Below are 17,176 nucleotides of genomic sequence, written 5' to 3'. Positions count from 1 at the left end.
CACGATGACGACGGACCCGCCCATGCGCATGACCGCACCCGCCCTCACCCTGCTCGCCGGCGCATTGCTGCTGGCCGCCTGCAAGCCGACGACGCCGGTCGCCGCACCTGCGGACGCCGCTGACCCAGCCGCGCCCACCACCTCCGCGCCGCAGACGCCGGCTGCGACCGATCCCAGCGACAACCTCAACGCGGTGCTGTGGATCCAGCGCTCGGAGGAATACCGCGCCAACAGCCTGTCGATCTTCCGCGCCGCGGCCGATCACCTCGACGACGCGCTGGCCGAGAAGAACTGGGATGCCCTGGTGCCCGAAGAGCGCGAGCTGATCGGCGATGCGACCGCGCTGCCGCCGGCGGTGATCATGGACATCGACGAGACCGTGCTCGACAACTCGCCCTACCAGGCGCGCCTGATCAAGAACGGTCTGGAGTACGACGAGGTCACCTGGGCGCAATGGGTCGCCGAGAAGAAGGCCAAGCCGGTGCCGGGCGTGCTCGAGTTCGCGAAGGCGGCCGAGGCCAAGGGCGTGACCATCCTGTACCTGTCCAACCGCGCCCAGCATCTGCAGGAGGCAACGCTGGCGAACCTGCGCGCCGAGGGCCTGCCGGTCAAGGACGAGAGCGTGTTCCTCGGCCTCGGCACCTCCGTCGAGAACTGCGAGCAGCACGGCACCGAAAAGACCTGCCGCCGCCGCCTCGCCGGCCGTGACTATCGCGTGCTGATGCAGTTCGGCGACCAGCTGGGTGACTTCGTCGACATCGTCGCCAACACCACCGAGGCCCGCGGCGAGCTGCTCGACACCTATGGCGACTGGTTCGGCGAACGCTGGTGGATGCTGGCCAATCCCAGCTACGGCGGCTGGGAACCGGCCCAGTTCAACAACGCCTGGGACCAGCCCGCGGGCGCCCGTCGCGCATCGAAGCGCAACGCGCTGGAACTGGCGAACTAGTCGAATCAGACACTTGCGTCGCACTATCTCAAGTGTTGCATCAGGTATCCGGACGCGGTAGCCTGCGTCCGCCACACCATAGTCCTCCGGCTTTGCCGGCTTGAAGGGAGACGCGAGTCTCCCTTTTTTTATGCTGCGACCGCCGTCCCAGAACGGCGCACGCTAGGGTTCACCCCAGGGTGTGGCGGCGCCTCGCGGCGCCTACCCTCGGGGAAAAGCCGTCATCGAAGCGGTCCCCTGCGCGTCTCTTTCCGCCTGCCATCCAGCCCCCGGAGGCAACGGTGTCACTCCTGCCCGATCCGCTCGGATTGTTTTCGTCTTCGTCGTCGTCTGCACGAGGGCCCGGCCTGGTGCCCGGTCTGTTCCAGGCGCTGCGATCGAACTTCGGCCAGCAGATGCAGGCAATGCCCCAGCAGCAGGCACAGAACATCTTCCCCGGCGCCAATTTGGGCGCAGGGCAGCCAACCGGCGGTCACACCCCAGCAGGGCAGACGTCTTCGGGACTGCCCACCCTCAATCTGCCGGGCGGCCTGTCGATCGGGCCGCCGCCTCTGCCGTTTTCCGGGAATGCCGGCAACGCCGGCAACGCGACGCCAGGGCCTTTGGCACAGGGGGGTGGATTGATCGGCACGGCCGGCAACGTCCTCAATACCGTCACGAGCTCGCTTCGCAACATCCTGAGTCCGCCAGGCCCAACACCGGGCGCTTTGCCACCCACGTCACCCGGCGGTGCGCCGGGTACGGCACCGGGGCTGGGCAACCCGACGGGCCCCGCGCAGGGGCTGGGCAACCTGCCGGGCACTGTCGTCAACACTGCAGCCAACGTGGTGCGGACGGTCGCCAACGCGTTGCCTGCCGGGCCGACTGCGGCGACCGCGGCGCCGCAGGCGGCGACCCCTGCCACGCTCCAGGTGGCGTCGACCCAACCACCGACAGGACCGATGCAAGCCGCGCCGTCCCAGACGCTGGCCCAGACCCAGGCCGTGCCCGCGCAGCAGCCCGCAACCTCGATGCAGGCCATGGCGCAGGCGCCGCAGCCACCGGCCACCCAGCCGCAGCCGCAGAGCGCGAACACGCTGTCGCAGCAGACCGCGCCGGCGCCGGTCCCCCAGCAGGTGCAGCCTGCACGGACGGACGCGCCGTTTGCGCCGGCCGGCAACCCGGCCGCCGATCGTGCAGCAGTACCGCAACAGGCACCGCCGCCCCTACCGCCCAACGTGCCCGCCGCCCTTCAGGGCGCGGCCCTGCTCGCGGCTGTGCCGCTGGCGACGACCGTGGCGCAGGCACCGGTCGCGCAACAGCTCGCCGGCAATCCGCAAGCGCAGGCGTCCGGCAATCCGATTGCCGGTACGGCCTCGCTCGACGCCGGTGGCCCGGTCCGCGCCGAGCTGACCGGCGCAGGGACCTACACCCTGGATGGTCCCGGCCTGCGTCGACGCGGACGCCTGAAGGTCGGCGCGCAGGAGCTGGGCCAGTGGATGCTCGCAGCCGCACAGGGCCGCCTGCACCTCATGCGTCCGTACGACGACGACACGCCGCGCCAGGTCGCCAAGGTCTTCCAGCAGATGTTCTGGGTGCTGGCGATCGTGGCCTACGGATGCCTGGGGCTCGTCCTCGTCAGCTTCCTGCTGAGCCTTGGCGAACTGCCCGCTGCGCCCACACTGCGTCGCTGGACGGGCGAGTTCGCATGGGCGGGGCTGGTGGCCGCCCTCGGCGCCTGGTGGCTCGGGCGCCAGCTCATGCGCGCGCAGCGGCCGCCGCCCGATCCGATCCGTCGTTAGCGCCTGCGTCATAAAAAAAGGCGCCGCATGCGGCGCGCCCTTTATCGTGAGCTGTCGATCCTCAACGCATGACCAGCCCACCGTCACCCAGCGTGACCCGCTGCAGGTCCACGCCATTGCCCTGCAAGCCCTGGCGCACGCTTGCCGACAGCGCGGTCAAGGCCTCCCGATTGCCCTGCTGCTTCATCGACTGATAGGTCAGCGCCGAGACCATCGTGAGATAGGCGGTGCGCTCGGCCTGCGCCTGCTTGGCCGCATCGGACATTGCGGCCATCTCCGGCACGGCAGCGAGCGGGCCGATCAGCTGCCGTCGCACCGCGCGCTGCCCTTGCGGCGACTGGCGTGAATCGCGGTCGTTGACGACCTCCCACGAGATCAGCAGGTGCGCGGCCAGCACATCGCCGAGGTTGGTCGGGTCATAGCCGTAGCGACGCAGGATCTTGTCGAACTCGCGCAGCATCTCGCCCGAGCCGATCACCTTCTCCATATCCGCCACCTGTTGCGGATTGCGTCCGAACGCGCGGATCGTCTCCTGCTGCACGCGGGCACTGACGGCCGCATCGCGGCGGAACGACAGCGTCTCCACCGCCTGCGCGTCGACCTGCGCAGGCGCGGGCCGTGAGATGGCCTGCTGGAGTGCGCGTTGCACGGCGGCGTCGCCATCAGCCGCATTGACCGACGTCGCCATGGCGCACGCGCACAGGAGCGTCGACGCCCAGACGATCCAACGGGGACGGGCTGTCGCGCGATGCATCTCGGTCATGACGGAACTCCTGTGATCTGGATTCTGCATGTGGGACCTGGTGTCCCGCATCTCGAGTGGAACCCGCTGCGACGACCGCTCAACGTTCGACGAATCCGTCGTTGGTCAGGTCGTAGCGCGCGAGATCGTTATTGGACTGGCGCAGGAAATCCTCGCGCACTGTTTCCCGGAACGCGGCGATCTCGCCCGCGTCGCCGGATTGCCGGATACGCGCGTTCTCGCGCATCAGAACCGCTGCCAACAGTTCGTAGAGCCGCCGCTGTCGCTGACCTTCAGAAGAACGTTCGAAGTCGGCACCCTTGGTCCACAGGGACTGCATCTGCTGTTGCAGCCCCTGCACCTGCCCGGGCGATGCACGTGTGCCGGTGTAGGCCTCCCAGGACGCGACGAACAACAGCACATTGGCCGGGACCAGCGCGCCCCGCGTCAGCCCGCTGACCTGGTAACGCGCCTGCAGCAATGCATCCGCATCACCCGATTCGACGAACGTCGCGACATCCTGTACGGGCAGACTGGTGAGCTGGGAGTAGCCGGCCACGAAGTCCCGGTCGACTCCCGAGGCGTCGGTATCGCGCGCGCTGGCAGTCTCCCGGCGCGCCGGGGATGTCGGCTCCCGGCCGGAGAACCCCTCGCGATAGGCCTTCATGAAATCCGCGTCGAGTCGCTCCGGATCGGCAGCTGTGGCTTCGATCTCCGCTGCCGTCGCCGCGGACTCCGTGGAGCTGCCAGAGCAGCCCGTCGTGAATCCGAATCCCGTCAGGAACAGCGCGAGGCCGCTGAGACGCATCGACCACCACATTCAATCGCGCTCGGCGCGCGCATCGCGCCGCCCCATCTCGGAGGCCCACGCATTCGCGCTGGCGACGCCATCGGCCGCGACGCGCCGCGCATACTCGACGCGCAGTTCCGCCAGGTGTGCATCACGCGACTTGCCGCTGCCGGCGTAGTCGTCGCTCTTGCGGGATTCGGAATCGCGCAGATTGTCGGAAGCATTCCGCATTGCGGATTGCGACAGGGCGTTCTGTCCGTATCCCATGCCCAGATCGAGCGTGGCGCCCGGATCGTACTGGGCCATCGCCAACGACAGCGGAGCAGAAACGCACAACGTCACCAAGGCAAGACGACCGCGCCAACGCGGGCGCGCGTCGCACTTCAGCGCAGGCACTCCGGATCTGGACATTTTCACGGCGTTTCTCCTAGGGGCACCGCCCGATACTCGCGCGAAAAACGTAAGCGCCATGTAGTGGCGCGCACTACAACAACCGAAACGAAGAAGGGCAGGTGCCAAGCACCTGCCCTCCAGTATCGCAAGCGCCCGATTACTGCTTGCGGGCGTTCGCTGCCAGACCTTCACCGATCGACTTGATCGCAGTAGAAATAGTGTTCGACAGCATGTTGAACATCTGCGACTCGGCCTGGAACTCGGTCTGCGTGGCGCTGAATTCCTGCGCGTCGTCCTTGCCGGTCAGGCCGTTCAGCTTCTCGCTGAGATCGTTGAGCTTCTGGGCCTTCTCGCCGAGGATGCTGCCCATGGCCTTGGCAATGGCCACCAGCCAGCTTTCACCCTTCCCACCCTTGCCCTCGCCGCTGATGCTGTCGAGGCCGGCCTGGGCGATCTGCAGATTCACTTCGAAATTGACGCTCATTGGACTATCTCCTGGGTTTCAAAGTTTTGGAAAACACATGAATCCGTTCGATGGGCCGATTCCGCTGCGCATCACCTCTGCTGCAATCAGGACATCCGGGCCACGTACCGCTGATGGGTCAATCCTGCGCGTCGTGCTGGGCAGCGGCAACTAGGGCGTACCCTAGACATTCGCCGATTCCTCTATTCAGTTCATGCAGCAGTGCGTGCGTTGCCGCCTTCCTGCGCAGCCAGCCATGCACGCGCCGCGTCCTCACCCTGCTCACGGGAAATGCGGGCGAATTCCAGCGCACGTTTGACGCCAGGATTGTCGAATACGCGATAGCTTTCGGCGAACGCCTGCTCGACTTCCTCACTGCCCGCCTGATCCACCAGACCGCTGGCGTGGAGCACGCCCAGTGTCTGCGCCAGACTCGCGCGGATCTGCGCGGCATCGGATGGGTCCTGCAGAGAGGTCATCTTGTCGAGCGACTCCTCCATCTGCGCCATCATGCTCTCGCGGCTCGCAGCATCGATATCGCGCTGCTCGCGCAGCTCTGTTTCAAAACGCTCGAGCAGCGACGCGCGCAATGCCTTGAAATCGGTGGACGGATTGGGTGCGGATGACGACATGCGCTCGAACTCCCTTTTTGAGAGCAATGCGACCGGGCATCGTCTGCCAGGTCGTATCGCGGATACGGTTGCGTCAGGCTGCAGCCTCGACGATGAAGCCTCTGTAGACGGTGCCCGCGAGCACCTGCGCCGATGATGCGGGGCCGGCGCTTCCGCCGCACCTAGGTCGGGCCCTAGGAACGCGACACGGGACGACGATCACAGAAGAAGCCTGCAGTGTGAGCTGCAGGCTTCTTCGATATCGCATCCCGGTAATGTGGCGACCGGGGAAATGCTCAGGTTGTAGGGGCCTGGACAGAGGTCAGAGAGTCCACCATCCGCCTTGCGTCCGCGCCCTCACGCTCACCCATTTCGCGGGAGCGTTCGCCCAGCCAAGCATCCGCGGCCTCCCTGCCATCGCGTTCGCTGCGCTCTTCGTACTCGGGCACGAGTGCCTTGAGTTCGAGTTGCACCGCTTCCAGACGTTCGTCCATATGCCGGATGAGGGTGTTCTCGTCATCCGCATCGATCGCGCCCTGCTGCCGGAGCTGGGCAAGACCATCGATCCACGCCTGTCGCTGGGCCTGCTGGTCGTACTGCATGGATTACTTGCCGCCGAAGTTGATGTTGAAGCCACCCTTGAAGCCTTCGGTGACTGCGTCCTGCGCGGACTGCGGCAGACCCAGACCATCGAACAGGCCGCTGAGGGCCGAATCGAACAGTTGACCGACGAGGTCGCCGAGGAGGTTGCCGATGATGCTGCCGAGGGGGCCGCCGAACGCGGTGCCGATCAGAGAGCCGATGCCGGAAAAGACGTCGCTGGACATGGTGAAACTCCTTTGGATTGAAAATGGACAACGTTTGGATTTCTGCGCGTGGACGTCCGGAGCGGAAACGGACGGACGCGACTGCAGACGCAGTGTCTTCCCAACGCGTTGCGACGACAGCTAGGTCGTACCCCATCTAGGGTGCGCCCTAGTCCACGCGTTCTCTACGCCACCAAGGTCGGCCGCGCTATAAAAGCCTCATGCCGACGAACCCAGCCCCGTCCGCGGATGCAGCGGATGCCACGCTGCCCGCGTTTTCCCGCGACGATCTGCCGCCGGAAGGCCGCGACTATCCGACAGAAGAGCAATTGCGATCGCGACGGCTGCGGCTGCATGGGTTCGCGTTTCGGCATGTCATCGACCTGTTGCAACTCGGCCGCGAAGAACGCGTCACCCGGATGCTGCTCGACGATCCGATCGCCACGCTCGACGATGCGATGGGGCTGGTGGTGTGGGCCAACAAGCTCTATCGCGAGCGGCCGGGACTCGGGCTCTGGCATACGCGCGATCGCGCGGGTCGCTTCATCGGACTCTTTTCGTTGACGCCCAGTGGTGGTGCGGGTGACATCGCCATCGGCGTGCGCCTGCTGCCGTCGGCCTGGGGCCGCGGTTATGCGATCGAGGGCGGCGCGGCGTTGTGCATGCATGCATTCGAGACGCTGCAACTGCCCGCGCTGATCGCACAGTGCGCACCGGAGAACCGATCGGTACCGCCGTTGTTACGGCGTCTGGGATTCGACGAAATCGAAGCGGGGCAACAGTTCGGCAATGTCGCGCGCCGCTTCCGTATGGCGCGCAAGGACTGGCACGGCCTGCGGCCGCGTCGAGCCGGCCCGTGTAAAGCGGACACGCACCAGGAATGACAAGACCCGAGCGTGTCGCGGACACGCACCATCGCCCCGGATGGAGGGGCGCATGTGCCGGAGCGCCTGTCAGCCGTGGTAGTGCGGATCGATCGTCAGAGTGCCGAGATTCTGCTCGGCGAAGCGTTTTGCCAGCTGCGGGCCCGCTTCGCGGATCGCATCGAAGCTTTCGCGCGAGCGGCTGTCGGCGCGCAGCACCCAGCCGTCCGCACTCTTGCTCAGCAACAGATCGGTACCGGGCAGCGTGGCGTCCGACATGCGCAGCAATACCTGTCCGTCGCCGCCGGGATCTCGCGCGTCGTGGACCGCCATCTGCCGCACGTGCTTTTCCATCATGTCGAACAGCTGGCCGGCATTGGAGGCTGCAGCGGCCGGTGCAGCCGGCGATGCACCGTCGCGCATCGCCATCTGCGCCTGCAGCATTGCGGCCGATTCCATGCCCTGCGCGTGTTGTGAGCCGAACCCGTGCTCGTGCTGCTGACGGAAGGTGCGCGCATCGACCACGTCAGACAAGGATTGCCGGGATTTGAACGCCTCCTGCTGACTGGCCAGCTCCGCCATTTCGCCTTCCTGCAACTCGCCCCCGTCCTGCGCCATGCCACCGGCCAGTTCCGCCTCACCCTGCAGACCCGGCATGTGGCCGCGGGCCTGCTCCATCATCGAACGGAACTGATCGACACGCTCGCGCGGCGGCGTGTCCTTGGTGTCGGCCTTGGCTTCGCGGTCGACCTGCCGGTTGCGCGCTGCCTGGTCCGGCGGCCTGGAAGCGGAATCGTTGCGCTGTACGCTCATCGTTCGTCTCCTCGTGTCCGTACTATTGCTGCCGCGCCGCCATGTAGCGCGCCTGCATCAGATCTTCGTTGGTCGCCTCTTCCTGCCGTTCGAACAGGCCACGCTGCTCGCGCTTCCACAGATCGCGGCGCTTCTCCAGTGCGTCCTGCCGGCCCTTGGCGCGGAAGAACGCATCGCGCGCCTCCTGCAGCAGGGTCTCGGCCTGTCGCACGGCGTCCTGGGCTTTCGACAGCCGCTGCTGCGCGCCGGTGATCTGCTCGCCGAGCAGATCGATATGCGCCTCGCGTTGCGTCAGCGCGGACGGCCACGGCACGCCGGACGGTGGCGGATCGAGCAGACGCGCGCGATGCCCGCTGCGATCCCGCTCCAGCCCGCTCAGTTCACCCTGCACGCGCGTGCAGGCTTCGATGCACTGCTGCAGCGCGCGCTGTTTCTCCAGTACGACCAGACGCGCCGCTTCTGTGCGGTGTTCCCGCAGTTGCAGCAGGGTCTGGAGCGGATAGCGTTTCATCCGAACAGCTTCCGCAGTGCACCGGACGAGGTGTCGAACGGCACGAGCTCGTGTTCGGACTGCTGCAGCAGGTTGCGGATCGGCCCGATCTTCTCGATCGCGATGTCGGCATCGGGATCGGTGCCGCGCTTGTATTCGCCGAGCTGCAGCAACAGCTCGATGTCCTGGTGCTTGGCCAGATACTTGCGCAGCTGTCCAGCCGCGCGCAGATGCGGCGTGTCGACCACGCGTGGCATCGTGCGGCTGAGGCTGGTCAGGACGTCGATTGCCGGGTAGTGGTACGCCGCGGCGAGCTTGCGCGACAGCACGATGTGGCCATCGAGGATCGAACGCACTTCCTCGACGATAGGATCGCCGCCGTCTTCGTCTTCGGCCAGCACGGTATAGAACGCGGTGATCGAGCCCTTGTCGTTGTTGCCCGCGCGCTCGAACAGCTTCGGCATTTCGCTGAACACCGACGGCGGGAAACCACGCCGTGCCGGCGGCTCGCCGATCGCCAGACCCACGTCCCGCAGCGCGCGCGCGAAGCGCGTCACCGAGTCGACCAGCAGGAGCACGCGCCTGCCCTGGTCACGAAAATGCTCGGCGATCGCGGTACCCACCCACGCCGCACGGCTGCGTTCGAGCGCCGGACGATCGGACGTGGCGACGACGACGACCGACTTCGCCAGACCTTCGGCGCCGAGGTTGTCACTGATGAATTCGTTGACCTCGCGGCCGCGCTCACCCACCAGCACGATGACGTTGACGTCGGCATCGCCGCCGCGGGCCAGCATCCCGAGCAAGGTGCTCTTGCCGCCGCCGGCGACGGCGAAGATGCCGATGCGCTGGCCTTCGCCCGCGGTCATCACCGCATCGATCGCGCGCACGCCGGTCGAGAACGGTCGGTCGATCAGCTTGCGCGACAGCGGATTGGGAGACGGTGCGTAGATCGGCGCGTCGACAGTCGCGCCCAACGAACCCTTGCCGTCGATCGGCGCGCCATGCGCATCGAGCACGCGTCCGAGCAGCCCTTCGCCGACGGGCACGGATGCCTGCTTCCCGGTCGCATAGACCTCGGTGGTCGACGCAATGCCGTCGAGTGGGCCGAGCGGCGTCAACAGCGTGTGCTGCCGCGCGACACCGACCACTTCGGCCGCCAGTTCGAAACGGGCGTCGCCGGGATTGCGCAGATAGCAGAGCTCACCGATCGCCGCGCGTAGACCGGTCGCCTTGATCAGCGTGCCGTAGGCCTCGCTGACGCGGCCCACGCGCTCGATCGCCTGGACCTGTCCGAGCGCGTGCAACAACGGATCACTGGCGACTGCGCTGGCGCCGAGGCCATCGAGCAGCGACAGGGCCGGTTCGGGATTCATGCGCTCGCCACCGCGCTCGCCTGCGCCAGCGCCGCGCGGATCGCCTCGATCTGCTGGCTCACGCCTGCGCGCACTTCACCGGCTTCGGAGACCACCACGCAGCTCAGCGGATCCAGACTCTCGTCATCGACCAGCTCGATCACGCCGACGCCCGGATGCGCCTGGCGCACGGCGCCGAGCCCGCGTTCGACACCCTCGCGTGCATCGGGATGCACACGGATCATCAGGAACTGTTCGGCCTGCGCGGATTCCACCGCGCGCATCACCAGCGCCGGCACCACTTTCGCAGCGTCGAAATCAGGCGCGATGCGCGCGACGATCGTGCAGGCGAGATCACCGATGCGCCCGACCGCATCGCCGAGCACGCGCGCGCGACGCTCGTTGAGGGAAGCAAGCTGCTCGGTCATCTGCTGCTTCACGCGCTCCAGGCCTTCTGCGAACCCCTCCGCGTAGCCCTGCTCGCGCGCCCTCTGCACCTCGGCCTGCGCGTCGTCATAGAGCGCATTGACCCGCGCCAGCAGGGTGTCGAGCTCGGCCAGCGACTGCCACTCCGCCGCGCGCACGATCGGCGCCGAAACGCCGCGACCGAACTCGCGACGTTCGAAGACGACGGCAGCACCGGGCGTCCGTCGAACGGGAGAGGCGGATGCGGCGTCGGGGATCGTCATGCGGATTTCCGGTAGAGAAATTGGATCAGGCCGCGACGGCGCGATTCTGATGATGCGTATGGACGATGAGCAACGGCTTCTCCGGTAGATGCGCCCGCGGCAGTTCGCCCGGCGGATACACCAGCTGCGCCCAATCGGCGAGCGCCGGTTCGCGCTGGCGCGCCCAAGCCTGCAATTCGGCGCGACCCTGCAGTTCCAGCGCGTCGAACAGACGCGCACCGAAGGCGTCACCCGTCGCCAACGCCGCGGCGAGCATCGATGCCAGCCGACTCTGCAGCGGTGCATCGACTTTCGCATCCCAGACGCTGCGGTCGAGTGCCAACAGATAGCTGCTGCCTAGTACCGCCTTGATGCGCTTGACCGCGTCGCGTCCGACCTCGGCGCGGATCGCCGGCGCGTATGCCAGCACGCCCAGATCTCGATGCAGCCCGCTCAGCCGCGCACGATTCCAGCGCGCAACCAGAATGGAAAATCCTTCCGGCGACGGCGCCAGCAGATGCGCGGCCGGCCCGTCGGCAAGGGCACCCGCGAGGAGCCGGCGCCCAAGACGACTGGACCGGGCGCGCTGCAGCAGCGCCTCGTCCAGACCGTCCTCACCGGCGCCGTGCCAACGCGGATCGACCTCGGCGAGCAGCGCATCCAGCGACATGGATCAGCCCTGCCAGCGTGCCGGCGGCGCCTTTTCCGCCGTCGCGGGCTTGCGCGCCTTCAGGCGCCCTGCAAACGCGAACGCAACCGCCAGCAGCGCGACGACCAGCGCGGCGATCACGATCGCCATGGGGCTCACGGCCGACAGCGCCATCGCGGTGCCGCCCGACGAAGCCGCTTCGGGTGGCGCCGGCATGGACACGAATTTCACCGATACCTGGTTGATGTCCGTCAGGCCTTCGACGCCGTCCTTGACCACGATCTTGATGTCGGCCTCACGGTCACGGACGTTGGCCCCCGGCTGTTCGAAGATCCATACCGCCGCCGATGTCTTGCCGTTCGAACCGCCGAGCGGATCACGCTCGGGCAGTGCGAGATGCACGCGCGCCTGCGCGACGCCGGGCAGCATCGTCAGCGTCTGGGTGATCTCCTGCTGCAGCGCATGCAGGTACCGGCCACGCTCGTCGGTCGCCGACGACGCAAACCCTTCCTTTTTGAAAATGTCGCCAAGGTTCTGGTAGTTCTGCCGCGGCAGACCGCGCGAGCCGAGCACGGCCATCGCCTGCGGAATGTCGCCTTCCGAGACAAAGACATCCCAGCCGACCTTGGTTGCCGACGGCTTCTTCTGCGCCTGAATGCCTGAGCCGATGAGCGCACCCATCATCTCGTTGGCCTGCCGCTCGTCCACGGAACTGTAGAGCGCAGTACCGCCGCAACCGGCAAGCAGCAGGCAGGCGAGCAGCATGCCCATCCACGCGGACCATCGTTTGGTGACGCAGGGTTGTGAATCGCGCATGCCGATCACCTCTCGATCAGGACTGCTGGCGGAACAGCTGCGAGATGCCATCGGACGTCCGGTTCGCGACGTTCGAGGTCATTTCGCACTGGAACAGGAAGTGGTGCGATTTCATCGTCATTTCGATGACCTGACCCGGCGTGAGTTCGCCGGAATTCTGGGTCATCGTCTTGGCGAGGTCCTGGATGCTCGATGCACCGCCGTTGAGGTTGTCCATCGCGGACATCAGCATGCGGACGCCTTCGGACGGCTCCGATGCTCCCACGCTCGCGACGCCCTGCGGCGCATTGGCAGCCGCTGCCGAGCTGGTGCCCGCGCGGTCCATCGCCTGTGCGAACTGTCCGACTTCGTACGCAGCGGCCACCGGCTGGTTGGCGCCGGCGCCCGATGCCCCTTGTGCCGCGGCTTCGAGCCCAACGGCCTGGATCGCGTCGACCATGATCTTCTCCTTGCTGCTGTGGTCTGCGGGCGTCGCTTACTGCTTGCGGCCCAGCGTTTCGAGCGCCTGGCCGACGCTGTTCTGCGAGGTCGAGGCGTTGTTGGACAGGAACTGCATGCGCAGGCTCTCGGCGGTCAGCTGCACCACGTTCGACGGCTGATCGCCACCCTGGCCGATGACATCGGAGAGGTTGGTGATCTTGGTCGCCTGCTGGTCGAGGGTCTGGCCCCACGCGCGCGACATCGCCTCGTACCAGCTCGACGAGCTTGCGCCGCCACCGGCCTTGCGCACGCCGTTGTCACCCTGCATGGAAGCGCGGCCGATGAAGCTGCCGATCTGATCATTGGAAATCGTGGTCATGGAAGTACTCCTTGCGACGGTCTGAAAGTGGATACAGCGTTGGATGCGAAGCGAACTGCGAAACGCGACCTCAGTGGTTCGTCGAGACGGCCGCCGGCGCGACATGCGTACCGGACTTGACGTTGGCGACCACCGCAGCGAACCGGGGATCACCGCCTTGCACGCCCTCGGCGCCCGATTGCGCAGTCGCGGTATCTGCGGCGTCTTCGGGAGCAGGCGCCGGGCCGGGGACGATCTTGATGGTGGTGCCGTCGGGTGCCAGCACATGCGCGAACTCACCGATCGCCACCAGCGTGCCCTTGCCGGGAATTGCTTCGCCGGTGACGAAGCGCCGGCCGTCGGACGACAGCAGATGCGGGTTCTCCCCGCGGACGATCTGCACGATGTGCGTCGTCGGCGGCGCCTGCGGCTGCTCGGCCGCGCCCGGCGACAGGAGGCCGGTCGGCGTCCGCGGCAGGATGCGCTGCACGCCGGGGATGTCGGCGATCGCACGCGACTGCGCAAGGCGCTCGATCTCGGCGCCGTCCTTGAACTCGCCGACGACTTCTACGTCGCCATTGCCCACGTACCGGGCCTGCACCGGGATCGACTGGCCACGGAACATCTCCGCCACGTCGCTGGCGATGTGTTCGCCGGTCCGGATCTGAAGCGTGGCGTCAAGGTTCTCCGCACGCACCTGAGTGCGCAGACGCTCGAGCGTGGCGCTGTCGTCGACGGCGCCGGTCACGGTCGCGCCGCCTTTCACGCCGTCGGTGATCTGCACGTTGGTGACGCGATGCTCTGTCAGCAGCGCCGTCAGGCGTTCGCGCTGGTCCGGGCCCTGATCGGGCGCGGGCAGCACTGCTGCGAAGATCGCCAGTGACGCGAGCGACAGCGCGGCGATGCCACCGATCCAGGGCAGCTTGCGCACGAATCCGCTGCGCGGCGCCTGCGCCTCGTCGTTCGGGGCGAACACGGTGACGAATTCGTCCCATGCCGGATCGTTCTCGCGACCGAAGGCGATCACGGCTTCACCGATCCGCACCTGCTGCACGGCCGACAGCTCGACCGGATCGCCGGGATGGATGTCCTGGGCACCGACCTTCACCGGCGCATCGAGTGCACGGACGAGGAAACGTCCGCCCACCAGGCTGATCAGTGCGTGGTGCGCGGCGACGGCGTCGTCGGCCAGCACGATGTCGCAGTCCTCGCCGCTCCCGACCAGGATCATCTCTTCGTCGGCCAGCACGCGACTGGCGCCTGCGTGCAGGCCGTCGACGATGCGCAGCACGTTGTTCGACTGGGTTTGCGTGTGTTCGGTCATGTCAGTCCTCTCATCGCCTGCGCGTCGCCGGCCGCCGGAACGGCGGCGACGGCACGCGTGCCCCGTGATGATGCGCGTCGGTCATGCATTGATCTGCCCCGCCTGCACGATGCGCAGGTCCGGTGCCAGTTCCTGGTACGACAGCACCGGCAGGTCGAAGAAATCGACTTCCATCAGCTTGCGCAGATGCCGGCGCACGTCGAGCGAGCACAGCAGTACCGGCTTGGCGCCCGCTGGCTGACGCCCGAGATGGGCACGCACCTCGTTGCCCAGACGACCCGCCAGCTCCGGCGAGATCGCCAGCTGGCTCGCGCCGCCCGCCACGCGGACCGACTGCCGCAGCTTGTCCTCGAGTTCCGGATGGATCAGCAGCACGTGCAGCGTGCGCTCGTCGTCCGAATAGCGGTCGGCGATCTCGCGCTTGAGGGCGACGCGCACGTATTCGGTCAGCAACACGACATCCTTTTCACGGCCGCCGACGTCGGTGATCGCCTCGAACGCGTCCCGCAGGTTGCGCACCGGCACGCCTTCTTCCGACAGGCGCCGGAGCACATCGGCCACGCGCTGGGGTGCGACGACGCGCAGCATCTCCTTGACCAGATCCGGATAGTCGCGCTGCATCTTCGCGAACAGGTTCGAGGTTTCCTGGATACCGAGGAAACCGCCCATGCGCCGGCGGATCGCCGCCGTCATGTGCGCACCGAGCACCTCGAGCGGCGGCTGCGTGCCCTCACCGCCCTGCACCCACTCGCCCGCGATCACCGCGGGATAGAACCCCGGCAGCTTGTTCGCATTCGCCGCAGTGGCGGGCTGCGGCTGCAGCACAGCGTCACTGCGCAGACGGCCGGTCGCAATGCGGGCACCGAACGCGGTCAGACGATATTCGTCCTCGGCGAACGTCGACACGATGCGCAACGACGGCACGGGCACCGGCACGCCGTATTCCTCGCGCAGGCGCTGCGCGATATCGACCGCGCGCGCTTCCAGATTGTGCGCGCCCATCGACTGCGCCAGCACCGGCGACACCTGCAGCTGCAGCGGCGCAGGTGGTGCCAGGTCGTCGTGATCGACGGACGCGTGCATGTCGGCGACCACTTCTTCGTCAGTCACCCGGAACAGGCGACGCAGCAGTTCGAACTGATAGCGGTAGTGATAGGCGCTGAAGGTCAACAGACCGAGGCCGAGCACCAGGAACACCGCCCACGGAAAACCGGGCACCAAGGTCATGAGCAGCGCAAGAATGCCGGTGATCAGGATCACGCGCGGCTGGTTCGACACCTGACGGGTGATCGCGTCACCCAGATGGCGATCGTCGATCTCGCCGGTCGTGCGCGTGACCACGAGGCCGGCCGCGATCGTCGCCAGGATCGCCGGGATCTGGGACACCAAGCCATCGCCGATCGTCAGGATGCTGTAGACATGCGTCGCTTCGGCCAGCGGCATGCCGCGCTGTAGCACGCCGATCGCCAGACCGCCGAGCAGGTTGATCAGGATGATGACGATGCCGGCGATCGCGTCGCCCTTGACGAACTTCATCGCGCCGTCGAGCGAGCCGTGCAGCTGGCTTTCTGTCTCGAGCAGGCGGCGCTTCCTGCGCGCCTCGTCCTTGTCGATCAGCCCGGCGCGCAGGTCGGAGTCGATCGACAGCTGCTTGCCGGGCATTGCGTCCAAGGTGAAGCGGGCGGCGACCTCGGCCACGCGCTCCGCGCCCTTGGCGATGACGATGAACTGGACGACGGTGATGATCAGGAACACCACCATGCCGACGACCAGATTGCCGCCGGCCACCAGCGTGCCGAAGGTCTCGACGATGTGGCCGCCCTCGGCGTGCAGCAGGATCGATCGGGTGATCGCGATCGAGATCGCGAGCCGGAACAGCGTGGTCAGCAGCAGCACGCTCGGGAAACTGGAGAACGCGACGGGCGTCGGGATGTAGATGCCCAGCAGCAGCAGCCCGAAACCGATCGAGATGTTGACCGCCACCAGGGTGTCGATGATCACCAGCGGCAGCGGCAGGATCATCACGCTGATGATCGTGACCGCGGCGAAGGCCAGAATGATGTCGCTGTAGCCCAGCTTGCCGCGGGGCGCAGCGCCGGCGGGCGCGCCGGTCAGCGTGGCGAAGAGGGCCTTCACTGGACCACCGCCCCAGACGCGCCGGACAGGCTCACGACGTCACGGACACGCATACCGACGCGTGCGCCGGAAACGGCGGATCCACACACTCTGGTGTCCATTCGGCGCATAAGCCCCTGCCCTCGTGCGTCACATTGTGCCCTTGTACGATAGTCTGCCTATGTTATGTACAGGTCAATTCAATGTTGCAAGCAGGTTCCAGCCAACGTGTCGTTCGGGTGTGAAAGCGTTCTGAAAACAGCTGTCTTCCGATAAAAACCCAAGCGTCACAGTGACTTAACGATCCCCGTCGATATTGGACCGTGAATGGGAAATGGCCGCGGAGGCGGTTGTCTCGTCCGATTTGAGATCGTCACTGTCGAGATCTGTAATGAACGTCACAGATTGAGCGCCTACTCCGATTGCGAACACCCGGCCAGCGCGAGACTTGACCAGCACCAGGCGCTCCCGGGGACCTACCGGCAGGATCTGCAACACCGACAACGGGGCATCGCTGCCCGACAACCCGTACCGCCGCCGTACCACCCGGAGCAGGAACACCAGGCCCGCGATGATCAGAACCAGCGGAATCACGATGGCGAGCAGCTCCCCGACGAACGAGTCGCTTGGCGTGCGCGCCGGCGCCGCGGCGGCTTGCGCGGTCGCAGCGGACAACATGGCGGAGACGGTGAGGGCGGAGCGGAGGCAGGCGACGAGGGTCATGGGTTCTCGCGGAAGGGGCACCCTGCTGGTGCGCGGCCACGGTAGCA

General features: G+C 66.8%; 21 protein-coding genes. 3 read left to right on the top strand and 18 right to left on the bottom strand.

The annotated features are described in order from the left end of the window. Positions 1 to 28 precede the first annotated feature (28 nt). The gene (locus tag AC3IRM_RS01020; protein WP_489204488.1) at positions 29 to 949 is read left to right on the top strand and encodes a 5'-nucleotidase, lipoprotein e(P4) family; all 921 of its coding nucleotides are present in this window, start codon (positions 29 to 31) and stop codon (positions 947 to 949) included. A gap of 281 nt (positions 950 to 1,230) precedes the next feature. Continuing rightward, positions 1,231 to 2,730 carry a hypothetical protein gene (locus AC3IRM_RS01015; RefSeq protein WP_489204487.1) on the top strand — a complete coding sequence of 500 codons (1,500 nt, stop codon included), beginning with the start codon at positions 1,231 to 1,233 and terminating at the stop codon, positions 2,728 to 2,730. 61 nt (positions 2,731 to 2,791) lie between these two features. Here the strand turns inward: AC3IRM_RS01015 and AC3IRM_RS01010 are convergent, their stop codons facing one another. The 7 genes from AC3IRM_RS01010 to AC3IRM_RS00980 form a co-directional block, all read right to left on the bottom strand. Further along, a complete protein-coding gene (locus AC3IRM_RS01010; protein WP_489204486.1) occupies positions 2,792 to 3,493 on the bottom strand; it encodes a DUF6683 family protein in 702 nt (233 codons plus the stop codon). Between the two features lie 79 nt (positions 3,494 to 3,572). Beyond that, complete coding sequence (locus AC3IRM_RS01005; protein ID WP_489204485.1) at positions 3,573 to 4,280, bottom strand: hypothetical protein; 708 nt, start codon at positions 4,278 to 4,280, stop codon at positions 3,573 to 3,575. 12 nt (positions 4,281 to 4,292) lie between these two features. Next, the gene (locus tag AC3IRM_RS01000) at positions 4,293 to 4,781 is read right to left on the bottom strand and encodes a hypothetical protein (protein ID WP_489204484.1); all 489 of its coding nucleotides are present in this window, start codon (positions 4,779 to 4,781) and stop codon (positions 4,293 to 4,295) included. A 31-nt stretch (positions 4,782 to 4,812) separates the two neighbouring features. Next, positions 4,813 to 5,139, bottom strand: a complete 327-nt coding sequence (locus AC3IRM_RS00995) for a hypothetical protein (RefSeq protein ID WP_133394710.1) — start codon at positions 5,137 to 5,139, stop codon at positions 4,813 to 4,815. A 191-nt stretch (positions 5,140 to 5,330) separates the two neighbouring features. Next, on the bottom strand, positions 5,331 to 5,750 hold the full coding sequence (locus AC3IRM_RS00990) for a hypothetical protein (RefSeq protein ID WP_489204483.1): 420 nt from the start codon (positions 5,748 to 5,750) through the stop codon (positions 5,331 to 5,333). Between the two features lie 275 nt (positions 5,751 to 6,025). Continuing rightward, a complete protein-coding gene (locus AC3IRM_RS00985; protein WP_489204482.1) occupies positions 6,026 to 6,331 on the bottom strand; it encodes a hypothetical protein in 306 nt (101 codons plus the stop codon). Positions 6,332 to 6,334: 3 nt separating this feature from the next. Beyond that, on the bottom strand, positions 6,335 to 6,556 hold the full coding sequence (locus tag AC3IRM_RS00980; RefSeq protein ID WP_232138363.1) for a hypothetical protein: 222 nt from the start codon (positions 6,554 to 6,556) through the stop codon (positions 6,335 to 6,337). A 200-nt stretch (positions 6,557 to 6,756) separates the two neighbouring features. Between AC3IRM_RS00980 and AC3IRM_RS00975 the strand changes: the two genes are divergently transcribed. Continuing rightward, on the top strand, positions 6,757 to 7,419 hold the full coding sequence (locus AC3IRM_RS00975; protein ID WP_489204481.1) for a GNAT family N-acetyltransferase: 663 nt from the start codon (positions 6,757 to 6,759) through the stop codon (positions 7,417 to 7,419). Between the two features lie 69 nt (positions 7,420 to 7,488). Here the strand turns inward: AC3IRM_RS00975 and AC3IRM_RS00970 are convergent, their stop codons facing one another. From AC3IRM_RS00970 to AC3IRM_RS00920, 11 genes are all read right to left on the bottom strand, one after another. Further along, positions 7,489 to 8,211: a hypothetical protein gene (locus AC3IRM_RS00970; protein ID WP_489204480.1), complete on the bottom strand. Its 723-nt coding sequence runs from the start codon at positions 8,209 to 8,211 to the stop codon at positions 7,489 to 7,491. A gap of 22 nt (positions 8,212 to 8,233) precedes the next feature. Further along, entirely contained in the window at positions 8,234 to 8,722 is a 489-nt protein-coding gene (locus AC3IRM_RS00965) for a hypothetical protein (protein WP_489204479.1), read from the bottom strand. After that, positions 8,719 to 10,077, bottom strand: a complete 1,359-nt coding sequence (locus AC3IRM_RS00960) for a FliI/YscN family ATPase (RefSeq protein ID WP_489204478.1) — start codon at positions 10,075 to 10,077, stop codon at positions 8,719 to 8,721. The genes AC3IRM_RS00965 and AC3IRM_RS00960 overlap by 4 nt, the downstream gene beginning before the upstream one ends. After that, a complete protein-coding gene (locus AC3IRM_RS00955) occupies positions 10,074 to 10,745 on the bottom strand; it encodes a FliH/SctL family protein (protein WP_489204477.1) in 672 nt (223 codons plus the stop codon). The genes AC3IRM_RS00960 and AC3IRM_RS00955 overlap by 4 nt, the downstream gene beginning before the upstream one ends. Before the next feature lie 25 nt (positions 10,746 to 10,770). Continuing rightward, positions 10,771 to 11,394, bottom strand: coding sequence for a hypothetical protein (locus AC3IRM_RS00950; protein WP_489204476.1), 624 nt, complete (start codon positions 11,392 to 11,394; stop codon positions 10,771 to 10,773). Positions 11,395 to 11,397: 3 nt separating this feature from the next. After that, positions 11,398 to 12,189: a hypothetical protein gene (locus tag AC3IRM_RS00945; protein ID WP_489204475.1), complete on the bottom strand. Its 792-nt coding sequence runs from the start codon at positions 12,187 to 12,189 to the stop codon at positions 11,398 to 11,400. 16 nt (positions 12,190 to 12,205) lie between these two features. Beyond that, on the bottom strand, positions 12,206 to 12,628 hold the full coding sequence (locus AC3IRM_RS00940; RefSeq protein WP_489204474.1) for a hypothetical protein: 423 nt from the start codon (positions 12,626 to 12,628) through the stop codon (positions 12,206 to 12,208). A gap of 36 nt (positions 12,629 to 12,664) precedes the next feature. Continuing rightward, positions 12,665 to 12,988 (bottom strand): hypothetical protein, encoded by a 324-nt coding sequence (locus AC3IRM_RS00935; protein WP_310238352.1) that lies wholly within the window; start codon positions 12,986 to 12,988, stop codon positions 12,665 to 12,667. A gap of 70 nt (positions 12,989 to 13,058) precedes the next feature. After that, positions 13,059 to 14,291: an FHA domain-containing protein gene (locus tag AC3IRM_RS00930; protein ID WP_489204473.1), complete on the bottom strand. Its 1,233-nt coding sequence runs from the start codon at positions 14,289 to 14,291 to the stop codon at positions 13,059 to 13,061. Positions 14,292 to 14,372: 81 nt separating this feature from the next. Beyond that, a complete protein-coding gene (gene sctV / locus AC3IRM_RS00925; protein ID WP_489204472.1) occupies positions 14,373 to 16,427 on the bottom strand; it encodes a type III secretion system export apparatus subunit SctV in 2,055 nt (684 codons plus the stop codon). Positions 16,428 to 16,703: 276 nt separating this feature from the next. Further along, positions 16,704 to 17,129 (bottom strand): FliO/MopB family protein, encoded by a 426-nt coding sequence (locus AC3IRM_RS00920; RefSeq protein WP_489204471.1) that lies wholly within the window; start codon positions 17,127 to 17,129, stop codon positions 16,704 to 16,706. Positions 17,130 to 17,176 lie beyond the last annotated feature (47 nt).

Source organism: Luteimonas sp. KH_071, assembly GCF_057838005.1.
This window is presented reverse-complemented; position numbering and strand designations above follow the sequence as displayed.

What these genes read in the sequence shown, in the direction of transcription:
- AC3IRM_RS01020 (WP_489204488.1), top strand. Translation starts at nt 29, where the DNA reads ATGACCGCACCCGCCCTCACCCTGCTCGCCGGCGCATTGCTGCTGGCC.
- AC3IRM_RS00975 (WP_489204481.1), top strand. Translation starts at nt 6,757, where the DNA reads ATGCCGACGAACCCAGCCCCGTCCGCGGATGCAGCGGATGCCACGCTG.
- AC3IRM_RS00930 (WP_489204473.1), bottom strand. Translation starts at nt 14,291, where the DNA reads ATGACCGAACACACGCAAACCCAGTCGAACAACGTGCTGCGCATCGTC.
- AC3IRM_RS00920 (WP_489204471.1), bottom strand. Translation starts at nt 17,129, where the DNA reads ATGACCCTCGTCGCCTGCCTCCGCTCCGCCCTCACCGTCTCCGCCATG.
- AC3IRM_RS00955 (WP_489204477.1), bottom strand. Translation starts at nt 10,745, where the DNA reads ATGACGATCCCCGACGCCGCATCCGCCTCTCCCGTTCGACGGACGCCC.
- AC3IRM_RS00965 (WP_489204479.1), bottom strand. Translation starts at nt 8,722, where the DNA reads ATGAAACGCTATCCGCTCCAGACCCTGCTGCAACTGCGGGAACACCGC.
- AC3IRM_RS00950 (WP_489204476.1), bottom strand. Translation starts at nt 11,394, where the DNA reads ATGTCGCTGGATGCGCTGCTCGCCGAGGTCGATCCGCGTTGGCACGGC.
- AC3IRM_RS00940 (WP_489204474.1), bottom strand. Translation starts at nt 12,628, where the DNA reads ATGGTCGACGCGATCCAGGCCGTTGGGCTCGAAGCCGCGGCACAAGGG.
- AC3IRM_RS00945 (WP_489204475.1), bottom strand. Translation starts at nt 12,189, where the DNA reads ATGCGCGATTCACAACCCTGCGTCACCAAACGATGGTCCGCGTGGATG.
- AC3IRM_RS00990 (WP_489204483.1), bottom strand. Translation starts at nt 5,750, where the DNA reads ATGTCGTCATCCGCACCCAATCCGTCCACCGATTTCAAGGCATTGCGC.
- AC3IRM_RS00980 (WP_232138363.1), bottom strand. Translation starts at nt 6,556, where the DNA reads ATGTCCAGCGACGTCTTTTCCGGCATCGGCTCTCTGATCGGCACCGCG.
- AC3IRM_RS00935 (WP_310238352.1), bottom strand. Translation starts at nt 12,988, where the DNA reads ATGACCACGATTTCCAATGATCAGATCGGCAGCTTCATCGGCCGCGCT.
- AC3IRM_RS00970 (WP_489204480.1), bottom strand. Translation starts at nt 8,211, where the DNA reads ATGAGCGTACAGCGCAACGATTCCGCTTCCAGGCCGCCGGACCAGGCA.
- AC3IRM_RS00985 (WP_489204482.1), bottom strand. Translation starts at nt 6,331, where the DNA reads ATGCAGTACGACCAGCAGGCCCAGCGACAGGCGTGGATCGATGGTCTT.
- AC3IRM_RS00960 (WP_489204478.1), bottom strand. Translation starts at nt 10,077, where the DNA reads ATGAATCCCGAACCGGCCCTGTCGCTGCTCGATGGCCTCGGCGCCAGC.
- AC3IRM_RS01010 (WP_489204486.1), bottom strand. Translation starts at nt 3,493, where the DNA reads ATGACCGAGATGCATCGCGCGACAGCCCGTCCCCGTTGGATCGTCTGG.
- AC3IRM_RS00995 (WP_133394710.1), bottom strand. Translation starts at nt 5,139, where the DNA reads ATGAGCGTCAATTTCGAAGTGAATCTGCAGATCGCCCAGGCCGGCCTC.
- AC3IRM_RS01005 (WP_489204485.1), bottom strand. Translation starts at nt 4,280, where the DNA reads ATGCGTCTCAGCGGCCTCGCGCTGTTCCTGACGGGATTCGGATTCACG.